The organism is Streptomyces sp. NBC_00306, from assembly GCF_036169555.1.
In the GTDB taxonomy this organism is placed as follows: Bacteria; Actinomycetota; Actinomycetes; order Streptomycetales; family Streptomycetaceae; genus Streptomyces; species Streptomyces achmelvichensis.
This window is the reverse complement of the sequence record NZ_CP108032.1, coordinates 7,937,986-7,952,526: the sequence shown is the minus strand read 5'-3', so window position 1 is coordinate 7,952,526 and position 14,541 is coordinate 7,937,986. Positions and strand designations below refer to the sequence as shown.

The following is a 14,541-nucleotide window of genomic DNA, read 5'->3' as shown; positions in this document are numbered from 1 at the left end:
CCCTGCTCCCCTCCCCGAACGAGGTCGCACCATGAGAAAGACGACGACAGTCCTCGCCATCGGCACCGCCGCCGCGATGATCCTGACGGGCTGTTCCACGATGAGTCCCACAGCAGGCGGGACCGTCACCCTCAACATGGTCGAGAGCCTGACCAACCCCGCCCGCACCGACCTGCTCAAGGACCTCATAGCCGACTTCGAGCAGAAGAACCCCAAGATCAAGGTCAACCTGGTCTCGCCACCCACCGAGCAGGCCGACCAGAAGATCCAGCAGATGCTCCAGTCCGGCAGCGGGGTGGACACCCTCGAGGTGCGAGACATCACCGTCGGCCCCTGGTCGAACAACGGCTGGCTGTACGACATGAAGAAGGACCTGGACGGCTGGAAAGGCTGGCAGGCCATGACGGAGAACACCGTCAAGGCCTCCAAGGACGCCAAGGGCCGGACCTACTTCGTCCCCTACGGCTTCTACGGCCTGAGCCTCTTCTACCGCACCGACCTGGTCAAGAAGGCCGGCTTCGACAAGCCGCCCGCCACCTGGGATGACCTGCTGAAGCAGGCCTCCGCCCTCCACGACCCGTCCGAGCGCCGGTACGGCTACGCCTTCCGGGGCGGCGCGAACGCCAACGGAAACGCCTCCGCGATCATCGAGGCGTACGTCGCCGACGACGTCGACCCCGCGAACGGCTACCGGTTGAAGAACGGCGGCACGATCTTCTCCGCACCCGGCGCGCTCGACGCCATGGAGACCTACCTCGAGCTCTTCCGGAGCGCGTCGCCGAAGTCGTCAGTCTCGTGGGGCTACCCCGAGATGGTCCAGGGCTTCTCCAACGGCTCCACGGCTTTCCTGCTCCAGGATCCCGAAGTGATCGCCACCGTCTCGGAGTCCAAATCCATCTCGGCCGACCAGTGGAGCACCGCGCCCCTGGTGGCCGGTCCGAGCGGCAAGACCGTCCAGCCGCTGGCCACCGCCGGATGGGGTGTCGCCAAGGGCAGCAAGCACAAGGCCGAGGCCGTCAAGCTGGTCGAATTCCTGTCCCAGAGCGAGGCGTCGACGAAGTTCACCAAGGCGAACAGCCTGGTGCCGATCCTGAAGTCGGCGACCGAGGACCCCTTCTACAAGACCGGCCCCTGGGCCAGTTACGTCACCATGACGGAGAACCCGGGCAAGTACTTGGTGGTCACTCAGCCGCGCGGCGTCGCCTGGTGGACCGAGTGGCAGCAGAGGGCCGACACCGATATCCAGAAGATGGTCCTCGGCAAGCTGACACCCCAGAAGCTCCTGGCCGGCTGGGACACCTACTGGACCGAGAAGTGGAAGCAGCAGTGACCACCGCCTCCACGACGAAGACGAAGCCGGGGCGCACCTCCCGCAAAGGCGGCGCCGCTCCCCCCGCGGCGCCCCGCCGGGGCCGCAGAACGGAGTTCACCACCCGCCGCGGACTGCTCATCGCCGCGTTCATGGCCCCGGCCGCCGTCTTCGTCGCCGTCTTCACCTACTACCCGGTGCTCGCGGGTGGCCAGATGGCCTTCCGCAACTGGAAGCTGACGGACCTCACCGACACCTCCTGGGTGGGCCTGAAGAACCTGCGGGACGTCTTCGCCGACCCCGCCTGGGGCACCGTGCTCGGCAACACAGCCCTGTGGGTGGGCGGTTCGATCGTGCCTCAGCTGGTGATCGGCTTCGCGCTCGCCCTGTGGCTGCGCCGCCACTTCCGGTTCCGCGGTCTCTACCAGGCACTGATCTTCTTTCCCTGGGCGATCTCCGGGTTCCTCATCGGCATCCTCTTCCGCTGGATGTTCAACAGCGAGTTCGGTGTCGTCAACGATCTGCTGCAGAAGACAGGACTGATCGACGAACCGATCGCATGGCTGTCCGATCCCGACACGGCGATGACCGCCGTACTGATCGCCAATGTCTGGTACGGCGTCACCTTCTTCGCGATCATGATTCTGGCCGCGTTGCAGTCGATCCCCGACGAGCTCTACGAAGCGGCGGCCCTGGACGGCGCCGGCAAGGCGCGCACCCTGTTCCAGATCACGATTCCCTACATCAGGACCACGCTGGCGCTCACCGTCCTGCTGCGGATCATCTGGATCTTCAACTTCCCGGACCTGATCTTCGGTATGACAGGCGGCGGCCCCAACGACGAGACGCACATCGTGACCACCTGGATGATCAAGATCACGCAGCAGGGCGACTACGGCAAAGCCTCCGCGCTGGGACTGATCGTGGTGGCCGGGCTGCTGCTGTTCGCGACGTTCTACCTGCTGGCCACACGTGAGAAGCGCGAGGTGAAGTCATGATCGGCAAGGAGACCCCGGCCGGCCGGGCCGTCAAGGTCGCCTTCCTGGGAGTGTGGCTGCTGTTCACCGTGTTCCCTCTCTACTGGATCACGGTCACCTCGCTCAAGGCACCGGGCGACATCTTCGCGTTTCCGATCGCCTACTGGCCCGAGCACTTCTCGCTGCAGAACTACAGCGAGCTGTTCGGCACCGCCGACTTCGGCACATACCTCACCAACAGCCTCGTGGTCGCCACCGTCGCCGGCGTGGTGGCCACTGTGATCTCGATGCTGTCCGCGTACGTGCTGGCGCGCTTCGAGTTCCGCACGAAGACCGCCCTGCTGATGGCCGCGCTCGTCACCCAGATGATCCCCTCCTTCATCGCACTCGGGCCGCTGTACCTGCTCATGACGGACCTCAGGCTGGTGGACAACCGGCTCGGGCTCGCCCTCGTGTACATCGCCGTGTGCATCCCGTTCTGCACGGTGATGCTCCGGGGGTTCTTCGAGAACATCCCGGACGCGCTGGAGGAAGCCGCCATGATCGATGGCCTGTCTCGGTTCGGGGCGCTGTTCCGGGTACTGCTGCCGGTGATGCGTCCGGGAATCGTGGCCGCGTTCATCTTCAACTTCGTCAACTGCTGGAACGAGTTGTTCCTGTCGGTGACTCTCATGAACAGCGATGCCAACAAGACCGTCCCGACCGCGCTGAACGGATTCATCTCCAGCTTCAACATCGACTGGGGGTCGATGTCGGCGGCGGCCGTGCTCACCATCCTGCCCACGATGGTCCTTTTCGCCTTCGCCAGCCGCCACATCGTCCAGGGGCTCACTTCCGGCGCCGTCAAGGGATGACCGGACCATGTGATCGCTGAACTCGTCGCGGAGACCGGTCTGTTGTGCACCGGCGGCGGCGGGCCGTGCTCAGGTCCCGCCCTCGGCGCCGGGTGGTCGAAGTCGGTGCGCAGCACAAGCTCCGACCACCCGGGCTCCCGCCGGCGTCGACGGTTCGGGCGGGGACCGCCGGCGGCGGCGGACACGTTCATGAGGGCGATGTCAGGCCGGCAGTCATCAGGCGTTCGGTCTCCGCCATGTAGGCCTCGGACGCTTCGCGGGCGGCCGGGGTGTCGCGCGCGCACACGGCCTCCGCGAGAGGCTCCAGCCGTGCCGCAGCCACCTTCGCGTCCCGGAAGGGCTCCGAGAGAGCAGCTCGCAACGGCAGGTACGCGTTGAGCAGCGTGTTGGTCAGCAGGGTGTAGACCCGGTTGCGGGAAGCCACGGCCAGCAGGCGATGGAACTCGGCGTCGGCGAGCTGCGCGTCGTCCACGGATTGCGCCTCACCGACCGCCTTCACCTGCCGGCGCAGATCCGCGTGATCCTCCGGGGAGGACTCCGTCGCCGCCCGGACCGCGATCAGCGCACCCACGCTCTGCCGGACCTCGAAGACCTCGGCCAGCCATGCCGGATACGCGACGACGAGGGCCGGAAGCAGATCCGCACTTCCCAGCCGGTGAAAGTCCCGGACACGCGTGCCCACACCGTGGCGGGTCTCCACGAGACCGACCTGGACGAGTCGCACGAACGCATGCTTGAGCGTGTTCCGGTTCACGCCGTACCGGGCGGCCAGTTCGCGTTCCGGAGGAAGGAGGGTGCCCACGGCGTACCGGCCTCCGAGTATGTCCTCCTGCAGACGTCGCTCGAGCTGGTCGACCGCGGATTCCCGGGAGATCGGTTCCACTGACACCTCTGTCCTCATTCCTTCGTCCCACCGGATTCCTTCGTCCCACCGGTCGGCCACGATTCCCCGATGGCTCGGACGGTACGCCACTGATCTTCTCAGCACGACCTGTGGAGACGTCCAGCGCCATGGGTCCCGGCCCTGCCCGAGACAGGGGTAACGGTTGCTTGCGATCGAGAGGCACTTCGTCCGGCTCGTCCACCGCAAACACCTTCGCCCTCGCGACGCTCAGGGCGAGTTCCGCACCCTGGTCATCCAACTCGCCTGCGGGAGACCCTGGTTGAGCAGAGATCGCACCTGATGCTCAAACGATCAACAAACTCTGCGGCACCGCGTCCCCGCGTCCGCAATCTTGACGGTTCACGCACATGTGTGAATGACTGGAATCGACCATCCAGTGGCTGGACCACTGAGCCACCATGGTGCAGAGGAGCTGATCATGTCCTTGTGCTCGAGCCTCCACCTGGCAGCGGACACACGGGGACACCTCGCGGCGACCCGGCCCTGGCGTGCGCCCGCTCTCAAGTCGATCGCCTTCCGGTACGCGATCGGCTGGATCTAGCCCCTTACCCGGCCTCCGGACCCGGCCCCTTCCCGCCACCGACCGCCGCAGCGGTCTCCGCGCCACATGCCCGGGTCGAACGCTGAGAATCCTGGTTCTCCGTACCCAGCGCCGCTCTGTGCACAACCGCTCGCCACCCCTCACGCACGCCGGACGGCACGCGACACGCACCTCACCCGTCGCGCACCCATGCCGCTCCCTGGAGAAGCACATGACCACAACCCCCCTCGCACCGCCGTGGCCGCTCATCGGCAGGACGGTCGAACTGGCAGGCGCCACAGACCTCCTGACCGCTCCAGGCAGTCGCGGCGTCATCATCCGCGGCCCGGCCGGCGCCGGGGCCACCCGACTCGGACACGAGGTCTGGGAATCGGCCCGCAAACTCGGACACCCGGTCATCCGGGCCGCAGCGACCCACGCCTCACGTTCCGTGGCGCTCGGCGCGCTGGCTCCGTTGCTCTCTCCGGGCCCGCACGGCCGCCTCACACTCCGCACCGACCGGCCCCGGACGGCCGAAGGCCGTGGGCGGCGCCCGCCGGTGCTCCTCCTGGACGACATTCACCTGCTGGACGACGAGTCGGCCGGACTTCTCCAACCGCTCCTTGCAACAGGCGAGTTCCTGCTCATCGCCACGGCCGCACCGGAGTGCCGCCAGGAGTCCGCGAGCGCCCGCCTCGCCGGGGACCTGAACCTCGTACCTCTCGAACCGCTCTCCTGGACCGTCGTGCAGACCCTGCTCGAACGCGTCCTCGACGGTCCGGTGGAGCGGCGCACCGCACGACAGCTCCATCGCGTCAGCGGAGGAAGGCCCCTCTACCTCAGGGAACTTGTCAGCGGAGCCCTGAACGGGGGGCAGTTGGTGCGCGAGACCGGCCTGTGGCGGATCACTACTCCGCTCGCTCCGCCGCCGCGCCTCGTGGAACTCGTACGGTTCCGCCTGGCGACACTCGCACCACCGAGCCACGCCGTGCTGGAGCATCTCTCCCTGTGCGGACCGGATCGGCCGGCGCTCTTCCCGCCGGACGTGCTCGAAACGCTACGAGAAGCCGGACTGCTGCGTATTCAGGGGGAAGGTCCGCAGGCGCTCGCCGAATTGACCGATCCGCTCCACGGCGAAGTGCTGCGAACGACCGCCACGTTGCACCGGAAGCGCAGGATGCTGCTGGCCCGAGCCGAGCTGGCCGCTGTCCCCAGCGGCAACGGTCCGACCGGAGCGGAGCTGCTGCGGTCGACGCTCTGGCGACTCGACGCCGCGGTCGAGGTCCCCCCGGAAGACCTCCTGCAAGCAGTCGAACTCGGCCGCGACGCACACGACTTCCGTGCCGCGCTGCGCCTCGCCACTGCCCTGGTCGACGTCCGTCCCGACGCCCAGTCGTACCTGCTGCTCGGGGAGTTCCAGCACGCATGCGGCTGCCCCGAGCAGGCGGAGGACGCGTTGGCGCGCGCGCTGGAGCTGGCCACCACACCCGACGAGCGACTGCTCGGCGTGGTGCTGCGCACCCAGAATCTGGCCCAGGGCCTCCTGCGGATCGGCGAGGCGTTCGCCATCAACCAGCTGGAACTCGGTGGTACGCCCCACGGCGACAGCGCCGCCGTGCTCAAGGCCAACGAAGCAGCCCTGTGGACCCTTGTCGGTGACATCGGCAAGGCGCGCGCTCTCCTCAAGGAGGCGGCGGCGGACGGGAGTCGGCGGACCGCGCTGATGGCCGCCGTTCCGAGCGTCTACTGCCTGTCCGAGTCCGGGCACCCGGACGATGCCCTGGCCGCCGCCGATCAGCACGCCGAACGGCCCGAGTGCGCCCGCGCGGCCAGCGTGGCACACCCCGCCATGTTGCGCAGCGCCCGGGCCCGGACGCTCGCGGAGGCCGGGCGGCTCGGCGAGGCGGAGGACCTGGCCCACCGTGCATACGACCATGCGGTGGACACGCGGGCGGGGACCGCCCAGATCCGTGCCGCCACGGACCTCGCCTGGATCGCCTACCTCCAGGGCGACATGGCCAGGGCCCGGTACTGGTTCGCCTCGGTCGTCTCCACCTCACGGGATCAGGGCTTCCTGTCCGGTCTCTGGTGGGGGCAGGCAGGGCGGGCTCTCGTCTGCGCTGTGACCGGTGACCGGGCGGCTTCGGACGACGCCTGGGCCGAGGCCGACCGGATGCTCCCCGACCACGACCGACGTCCCGAATGCCGGCTCGTCGAAGGCTGGCGGGCCGCTGCCCTGGGACGCTACGGCGATGCGCGCGCCCTGCTGAGCGACGGTGCGCGGACAGCACTTCGGACCGGGCTGGTGGCCCTCGCGTCCCATCTCCTCTACGACGTCGCCCGCTTGGGTGACGCCCACGGCGTCCACCCGCAGCTGACCGAACTCGCGATCCGCTGCCCGAACCCCCTGATCGCCCTCCGGGCCCGTACGGCCGGGGCGCTGGCCGCGCACGCCGGCGCCGAGCTGGAGCGGTGTGCCGAAGAGGCGGACGTCATGGGCGCGCGGCTGATGGCTGCCGAGACATGGACGGCAGCAGCCGGGGCCCACAGCCGCAACGGATCACAGCGAACGGCGGCCTCCTGCCGAGCACGGGCGGAGCGGCTCGCGCCCCTGTGCGGGGCCCGTACACCTGGGCTGGCACCGCAGGGTGTCCGGGACAATCTGACCGACCGGGAGATGGAGATCGCGCTGCTGGCGGCGGGGGGCCTGGGCAACGCCCAGATCGCGGACCAACTCGCCCTGTCGGTGCGCACGGTGGGAAATCACCTGCACCGTGTCTACGCGAAGGTCGGCGTTCGCGATCGCCGGGTGCTCGGTCAGGCACTGTGCCCCGAACCCGTGCCCCACGAGAAGCGCATGGACGGTCCGCGGGACCGGAGGAGGCAGCCTGCCGAGCGGCGTCGGCCGCCCACCGGACGAGGGTATGAGTAGGCACGACTCATGCGCGGTGGGCGATCGAACGTCCATGCTGGCAGTGGTCTCCCGGCCGCATCGTCAGTTACTCCGGACCGTGTGTCCGGACGATAGGGAGTAGTGCGTGAAGTCCAACCGGTTCTCTGCCCTTCCCCTCGGGCGGCCGGATTTCCCGTCCGGCCCCTCCTCGGAACCGGCATCGCCCGTGCGCCGGCGGTGGCCCTTCACCGCCCGCCAGGCCGAACTCGACGCCTTCGCCGCCTGTCTGGAGAGTCCTGCCACCACCGCTGTGCTCATTCACGGCGAGGCAGGAGTGGGAAAGAGCCGCATCGCCGAGGAGTGTCTGACTCTGGCCGCGCAAAACGGCCACCGGGTCGAGCGGGCCGTCGCCACCGCCTCGGCGGCCACCTTGCCGCTCGGGGCGCTGGCACACCTGCTGCCTTCCGACGCCGTCTCGGACGACGCCGTCACCGCGTTCCACGCCGCGGCCCGGACCTTCGGACTGCACCCGGGGCGCAACGACGGCTCGCAGAGAGCCGCCCGGCGGGCCGTGCTCCTTGTCGACGACCTGCATCTGCTCGACAGCGCATCGGCCGTCCTGCTCGGCCATCTGCTGTGGGCCCGGGCAGTCTTTTTGATCGCCACGGTCCGCGACGGCGCACCGCCGTCCGACGCGGTCGAATCGATCGACCGCAGCGACTCCACCCGCCGTATCGCCGTGCACCCCTTCACCCGCGTACAGGTCCGGAACCTCCTGCGCCGCTGCCTCAGGCACCCGATCGAGCACGCCGCTCTCGAGACCCTGGTGAGCTCGTCCCGGGGGAACGCACTCTTTCTCTACGAGCTGGTCAGCGGAGCTGTCGGCGACGGCACCCTGGCACTCGGCGACGGCCTGTGGCATCTCAACGGCCGGCCCGGCGGGACGAAGCGCCTGTCGTCGATCATCCGTCGGCGCCTGGAAGGGCTGTCCAGTCCTCGCGAGGAGATCATGGAGCTGGTGGCGCTCTGCGAGCCGGTCCCCCTGGCCTCACTGCGTTCGGTGGGCACCGATCCCGGTGACGTCGAATGGCTGGAGAGGCATGGGCTGATCCAGATCCATGCGACAGGCAGGCGGACGTACTGCACGCTGGTTCACCCGTTGTACGGCGATGTGCTGCGCCGGCGCATCCCACCGGGGCGGCGCCGGGCCATCTACACCGCGCAGGTGGAGACCCTGCGATCCCACGGAGTACGCCGCCGCGAGGACGCGTTGAGGCTGGCGTCCTGGCAGTTGGCCGCGGGTCTCCCGGTCGACCCCGAGTTGCTGATGTCCGCCGCTGCCATGGCTCGCCACGTACGCGACTTCCCCACCGTGCTCGAGCTTCTCTCGGGCCCGTCCCAGGTCGCGGAGTCCGACGGCGCGTCGGCTCCGTTCAGCGTATGGCTCATGCGAGGGGAGGCCTACCACCACACCGGTGACTGGGAGCGGGCCGAGCACTGTCTTGCCAGGGCGCAGGAAAAGGCGGTCGGGGACACGGAGTTCCTGACCGCGGTCATGGAACGCACCCAGAACCTCTTCTGGGGCTTCGGCGACGCACGGCGCACTCTCGAGGTGAACACGTCCGCCGGTGCCGGACTCGGCCCGGGCGCTCGCCGGGTCCTGCGGATCAACGAGGCCGGCTATCTCATGTACTGCGGCGACATACGCCGAGTACTGCCGCTGCTCGATGACGCCGAACAAGTACAGGTCCCACGGCTGCGGATGTGGGGCCAGTTGCAGAAGTCCCTCGCCCTCGCGTATCTGGGGCGGACCCGCGAAGCAGTGGAGCTGAGCAGGCGGGTCCACGAGGAGATGACGGACGCCGCGGGTGAGGGCGGACGGTCCGATCCGTCCGCGCACTGCAGCGGCCCCGCCATCTACCGCGTGGTCGCGCTCACCGAAGCGGGCCGCCCGGACGAGGCACGGGCTGTGGGCGAAGAGGCCTACACCGGCGCGGTGGGAGCCCAGGCGGTGTATCTCCAGGCCTGGATCGCTGCCCACCTGGGGCGGTGCGAGCTGATGGCCGGGCGGCTGGAAAGGGCTCGCGACTGGTACGGCGAGGCCATTTCGCTCGCCAGGGCGAACAACTACCCCCGACCGCTGGTGATCAGTTGTGCCGGAATGGCCGTGGTGCACGCGCAGTCGGGGTCGGCCGCGGACGCGCGGGCGATGTTCGACACCATCGGCCGGGCACCGGCGGACCAGCAGCAGTCGGCGCAATTCTCCATAGAGCTGGCCGCTGCCTGGGGCGCGGCGGCGGCCGGGGACCTCGCACGCGCCAGGAGGCTGCTGACGGACGCGGCGAGGCGGGCCGGTGAAGTGGGCATGTACGCCTACGAAGGCTGGCTGCTCAGCGATGTCGCCCGGCTGGGTGGAGCAGCCGGGGTCCACGAGCGCCTGAGCGAACTGGGCCGGACCAGCGACAGCGCCCTGGCGCGAGCGCGGGCGGCCGCCGCCGCGGCCCATGTGGTGGGTTCGGCGCAGTCGTTGCGCGACGCGGCGGAGCTCTGCCGGTCGGCCGGCGCGGACCTGCTGGCCGCCGAGACCGCGCGCGAGGCGTCGCGAGCCGCTGAACGGGAGGGAGACACTCGCTCGGCCGCGGCGGCGGCGATCCTGGCCGGGCAGTCGCTCGCTCGGTGCGGCGGTGCACGGACCCCGGCGCTGGGCGTCGGCGTGGTCCGCCCGTTGACGCGCCGGGAGTCCGAGATCGCCTCGCTGGCGGCGGAGGGCCTCGCCAGTCAGGAGATCGCGAGCCGGCTGATGGTCTCGATCCGGACGGTCGACAACCATCTGCTGCACGCGTACACGAAGCTCGGGATCGATTCGCGTACCCAACTGCGCGTCGCGCTGGCAGCCCTCGCCGAGGTCGATGTCTCTCCCGGTGGCTCCGGGTCGTCCATGGATTCCCCTCACCTCTCCTGCGAATGACGAGGACGTACCCGGCCCGGGACCGCGGCGGGGGGCCGCCGCGGAGCCCGGGCCGCACGCCGCCGTCTCCCCGGGTCAGCCCCGCAGCGTCAGGGTGCAGCACTTGACGCTTCCGCCGCCCTTGAGCAGTTCGGACAGATCCACTCCCAGGGGCTCGAAGCCGCGGGCCGACAGCCGCTCGGCCAGGTGGGTCGCGGCCTGCGGCAGGACCACATGCCGTCCGTCGCTGACCGCGTTGAGGCCCAGCACCGAGGCGTCCTCGGCCGTGGCCAGGATCGCGTCGGGGAAGAGGCGCTTCAGCTCGGCCCTGCTGTCCGCCGAGAACGCCTCCGGGTAATACATGATCTCGTCGCCGTCGAGCACGGACAGAGCAGTGTCCAGGTGGTAGTAGGCGGGGTCGACGAGTTCGAGGCCGATGACCGGTCTGCCGAAGAACTTCTGGGCCTCCGTATGGGCCTCGGGGCTGGTACGGAAGCCCTGTCCGGCGAGGATGAAGCTGTCGGTGAGGAGGAAGTCGCCCTCCCCCTCGTTCACCTGCTCGGGGTCGTGCACCGCGGTGTAGCCGGCGGCCCGAAACCAGTCCAGGTACGCCGAACCCTCCGCCGCTCGCTCGGCGTTGCGGAACCGCGCGCCGAGTACCTTGCCGTCGATGACGGTGGCGCCGTTGGCCGCGTAGACCATGTCGGGCAGGCCGGCAACGGGCTCGACGAGGTGCACGCGGTGGCCCAGGCTCTCGTAGAGAGCGCGCAGCCGTTCCCACTGGACGAGCGCGAGCGCGGTGTCGACCGGCTTCGAGGGGTCCATCCAGGGGTTGATCGCATAGCTGACGGTGAAGTGGGTCGGAGCGCACATCAGGTAGTGGCGCGGTGTCGCGGTCCGGCCGGTGGTACCGCCTTCGGCGGCGGGGTCGGGCGTGACGGCGTTCATGGGGCTCCATTCGGAATGCAGGAGGTCGGACCGCCGTGGGCGCGGCGGCCAGGAGCGGTGCAGGGTCGTTTCGTACGGCGGGCCTCCGCAGTACGCAGGAGGGGCGCCGGGATTCGGCGAAGACCGGGTGGTGCTGCGGGACCGCGGGTCACGGTGTGGTGGACATCGACCTGATCCCGCTGCTGAAGGTGGCAGTGACCGCGGCGACGGCCACGAGCAGGGAGAAGACGAGCATCGACGCCCCGCTGGAGACGTGCGCAAGGAGCAGGCCCGCCAGCCCGGGTGCGAGGGCTGCCGCCGAGGTGGCGGCCAGGAAGATCACGCTGACCACTCGGCCCTGGAGGTGGTCCGGGGTGACGGCCGCCTGGTATCCGAAGAGGGCGGCGTTGCAGGTGGGTCCGAGGAAGACCGCCGCGGCCAGCGGCACCGCCGCAAGCACGCTGGTGGAGAACAGGGCGCTGACCGCTATCAGTGCGGCGGTGGCCCACGCCAGCACCAGGATGAGGCGCGGCAGACGCAGCCACTTCTGGATGACCGGGGCGGCGAAGGCGCCGAGGAACCCTCCCAGGCCGAAGATCATGCTCGCCAGACCCACCAGGAACGAGGAGGTACCGGAACGCTGCAAGGAGACGACGATCGCGAAGATCATGCCGGTGAAGGCCATGTTGAGCGGGGCCGCGATCATCAGCAGGGCGCGCAGGAACGGGTTGCCCAGCACGAACCGCAGGCCCTCGAGCCCCGCCGCGCCGCCCGACGTGGTGGGCTCCTGACGGGGTTGCTGCAGTGGCCGGCGGATGAGCAGGACGGCCACCAGGGACAGGAGGTGGCTGAGGGCGTTGCCGAGGAACGGCAGCGACCTGCCCAGTCCGAACAGCAGTCCCCCGATCGGCGGTCCGGCCAGCGAAGTGCCGTAGGACCGCGCCTCGTTGCGGGCGACCGCGGTGGAGAGCTGGTCCGAGTGGACCAGGTTGCGTATCGCGGCATGCTCGGCGGTGCTGAACAGGGCGTTGGCCGCGGCTCCGGCGATCACGACGACCAGCACCATCACGAGACTCGCCGCCCCTGCCACGACCGCGCATCCGAGCACCGTGTACGCGGCGATGCGCAGCACATCGCAGACGATCATCAGCCGGCGCCGGTCGAGGCGGTCGGCGAGGACCCCGGCGGGGAGGCGGCAGACCAGGGTGACCAGCAGGCCGGTGGTGCCGACGAGACCGGCTTGTGCCGGGGATCCGGTCAAGTGGAGTACGAGCAGCGGCAGGGCCAGATTGGCCATGGCGCTGCCCAGGTCGGAGAGGCACTGGCCGGCCCAGAGCAGATTGAACTCACGGTTGCGCCACAGGCTCGGTGGTCTCCCGCTCTCCGTGCGGGCGGCGTTGGTGCCGGTCGGCGCCATCATGTCCTCCAGGTCGTGCGGGGGTTGGGGCTCCGGCCGGGTCCGGCGCCACCGGGAAGGGACGGCGGCGCGCCTCATTGCGGCCACCACGAGCCGAGCGCGGGCCGCAGGTCGTCGAGCCATTCGGCGGCCGGGTCGTGGTGGGCCAGGAACTGCCGGCCCACCAGGCGGGCATCGCGGGCCTGCAGCATCCGCAGGCTGAACACCTCGGTACCGCCGATGTCGGCGACGCCGTCGATGAGTACCTTGCCGGGGGCGGCGGACATCACGGGTCCCCGGGCGGTACGGGCCAGACCGGACACGCTCCGGATGGCGTCCGTGTAGATCTGCACCGCCCGGGTCAGGGGCAGACCGAAGTAGCTGCGGGCGCCCGTGTCGCGTTCGACGAACATGTAGTAGGGCACCACCCCGAGTTCGACCAGCTTCTGCCAGAGCGTGGCCCAGTCCTCGGGCCGGTCGTTGACGTGGGCGATGAGCGGTGCCTGGGCCCGGATCACGGCACCGGTGGCGCGTATGCGGCGGATCGCTTCCCGCACCACAGGGCTCTCCAGCTCGCGCGGGTGGGAGAAGTGGGCCATCACGGCTACGTGCCGGCCGCGGGCCACCGCACGGTCGAACAGCCGCAGCACATCGTCGGCGTCACGGTCCGTGGTGAAGCGGGCCGGCCAGTAGGAGAGGGCCTTGGTGCCGAAGCGGATCGTACGAATCCGCTCCAGGGCCGGGGCGAGCAGCGGCTCGATCCACCGTTCCAGCACCGTGGAACTCATGATCATGGGGTCGCCGCCGGTGAAGAGGACGTCGGTGACCGACGGGGTGGCGGCCAGGTACGACACGACCCGGTCGATGTCCGATGCGGCCTGCCGGATGTCGGCGTTGCCCACGAACTGGGGCCAGCGGAAGCAGTAGCCGCAGTAGGAGTGGCAGGTCTGCCCCTGTGAGGGGAAGACCAGGACCGTCTCCGCGTACTTGTGCTGGACGCCCCCGAGTGGCTCGCCGCCGTGTGTCGGTACGTTCGTGTCCAGTTGGGCGCCCGGGTTGGGGTTGAGCCTGCCATGGACCTCCCGGGCGGCCTTGCGGATCACGTCGGGAGAGGCGGCGGCCAGGTGCAGCGCCGACATGCTGTCGAAGATGTCCGGCGGCAGCATGTCCCGGTGCGGGAAGGTGAGCCGGAAGATCGGGTCGTCCGGAGCAGCGGACCAGTCGATGAGCTCGTCCACGACGTACTCGTTGACCTTGAACGGCAACACCGACGAGACCACCCGCAGATCGTGCAGATACTCCTCGGGCATGCCTCGATCGCGGGCGAGTCGCTCCAGACGCCCATGGGAAAAGACCCTCATTACCCGCTGCCTCACTCTGTGTGCTGTTCTTCTCATGGTTGCTTTCGGCGCTGGGATGCCGGGTTGCCGGCACCGCCGGCCGGTGGATCGCGGCGGGTGGCCAGGCCGAGCACCGGCCACCCGCCGCGATGCCGTCGAGTCACTGCTCGGATGCGGCCATCCGCAGGCGCAGGCTGAGCGGCCGCATGTCCGTCCACACCTCGTCGATGTGGGTCAGGCACTCGCTCTTGGACCCCTCGAATCCGGTGGCCGTCCAGCCGGCCGGCAGCTCGCGCCCGGCGAACCAGATCGAGTACTGCTCCTCGTGGTTCACCACGACCCGGTAGCTGCGGTTGTCCTCGTCGACGGACATGTCGGTTCTCCTCGTTCGTGCTGGTGGGTTGGTTGTCCCGGCTGATGTCCGGTGACGGATGGAGGGGCCCGGCCGGAGGGCCGGTCCCGTACGGGGGTGGC

General features: G+C 69.5%; 11 protein-coding genes. 6 read left to right on the top strand and 5 right to left on the bottom strand.

The genetic code is table 11. The annotated features are described in order from the left end of the window. Positions 1 to 31: 31 nt before the first annotated feature. Genes OHA05_RS35450 through OHA05_RS35440 form a run of 3 tightly spaced genes read left to right on the top strand, consistent with a single transcriptional unit; the run spans position 32 to position 3,140 of the window. Complete coding sequence (locus tag OHA05_RS35450; protein WP_328862864.1) at positions 32 to 1,330, top strand: ABC transporter substrate-binding protein; 1,299 nt, start codon at positions 32 to 34, stop codon at positions 1,328 to 1,330. Then, on the top strand, positions 1,327 to 2,307 hold the full coding sequence (locus OHA05_RS35445) for a carbohydrate ABC transporter permease (protein ID WP_328862863.1): 981 nt from the start codon (positions 1,327 to 1,329) through the stop codon (positions 2,305 to 2,307). The genes OHA05_RS35450 and OHA05_RS35445 overlap by 4 nt, the downstream gene beginning before the upstream one ends. Further along, the gene (locus tag OHA05_RS35440; RefSeq protein WP_313942118.1) at positions 2,304 to 3,140 is read left to right on the top strand and encodes a carbohydrate ABC transporter permease; all 837 of its coding nucleotides are present in this window, start codon (positions 2,304 to 2,306) and stop codon (positions 3,138 to 3,140) included. Before OHA05_RS35445 ends, OHA05_RS35440 begins: the two co-directional genes overlap by 4 nt. 187 nt (positions 3,141 to 3,327) lie before the next feature. Here the strand turns inward: OHA05_RS35440 and OHA05_RS35435 are convergent, their stop codons facing one another. Next, complete coding sequence (locus OHA05_RS35435; RefSeq protein WP_328862862.1) at positions 3,328 to 4,029, bottom strand: FadR/GntR family transcriptional regulator; 702 nt, start codon at positions 4,027 to 4,029, stop codon at positions 3,328 to 3,330. Positions 4,030 to 4,462: 433 nt separating this feature from the next. On the opposite strand from OHA05_RS35435, the gene OHA05_RS35430 reads away from it, so the two are divergent. From OHA05_RS35430 to OHA05_RS35420, 3 genes are all read left to right on the top strand, one after another. Further along, positions 4,463 to 4,585 carry a hypothetical protein gene (locus tag OHA05_RS35430; RefSeq protein ID WP_313942120.1) on the top strand — a complete coding sequence of 41 codons (123 nt, stop codon included), beginning with the start codon at positions 4,463 to 4,465 and terminating at the stop codon, positions 4,583 to 4,585. A gap of 211 nt (positions 4,586 to 4,796) precedes the next feature. Then, positions 4,797 to 7,496 carry a helix-turn-helix transcriptional regulator gene (locus OHA05_RS35425; protein ID WP_328862861.1) on the top strand — a complete coding sequence of 900 codons (2,700 nt, stop codon included), beginning with the start codon at positions 4,797 to 4,799 and terminating at the stop codon, positions 7,494 to 7,496. Positions 7,497 to 7,602: 106 nt separating this feature from the next. Next, positions 7,603 to 10,425 (top strand): LuxR C-terminal-related transcriptional regulator, encoded by a 2,823-nt coding sequence (locus OHA05_RS35420; protein WP_328862860.1) that lies wholly within the window; start codon positions 7,603 to 7,605, stop codon positions 10,423 to 10,425. A gap of 75 nt (positions 10,426 to 10,500) precedes the next feature. Here the strand turns inward: OHA05_RS35420 and ddaH are convergent, their stop codons facing one another. From ddaH to OHA05_RS35400, 4 genes are all read right to left on the bottom strand, one after another. Beyond that, positions 10,501 to 11,352: a dimethylargininase gene (gene ddaH, locus OHA05_RS35415; RefSeq protein ID WP_328862859.1), complete on the bottom strand. Its 852-nt coding sequence runs from the start codon at positions 11,350 to 11,352 to the stop codon at positions 10,501 to 10,503. A 148-nt stretch (positions 11,353 to 11,500) separates the two neighbouring features. After that, a complete protein-coding gene (locus OHA05_RS35410) occupies positions 11,501 to 12,826 on the bottom strand; it encodes an MFS transporter (protein WP_328862858.1) in 1,326 nt (441 codons plus the stop codon). Next, entirely contained in the window at positions 12,823 to 14,037 is a 1,215-nt protein-coding gene (locus tag OHA05_RS35405; protein ID WP_328862857.1) for a KamA family radical SAM protein, read from the bottom strand. Before OHA05_RS35405 ends, OHA05_RS35410 begins: the two co-directional genes overlap by 4 nt. Before the next feature lie 190 nt (positions 14,038 to 14,227). After that, positions 14,228 to 14,440, bottom strand: coding sequence for an MbtH family protein (locus tag OHA05_RS35400; RefSeq protein WP_313942127.1), 213 nt, complete (start codon positions 14,438 to 14,440; stop codon positions 14,228 to 14,230). Positions 14,441 to 14,541 lie beyond the last annotated feature (101 nt).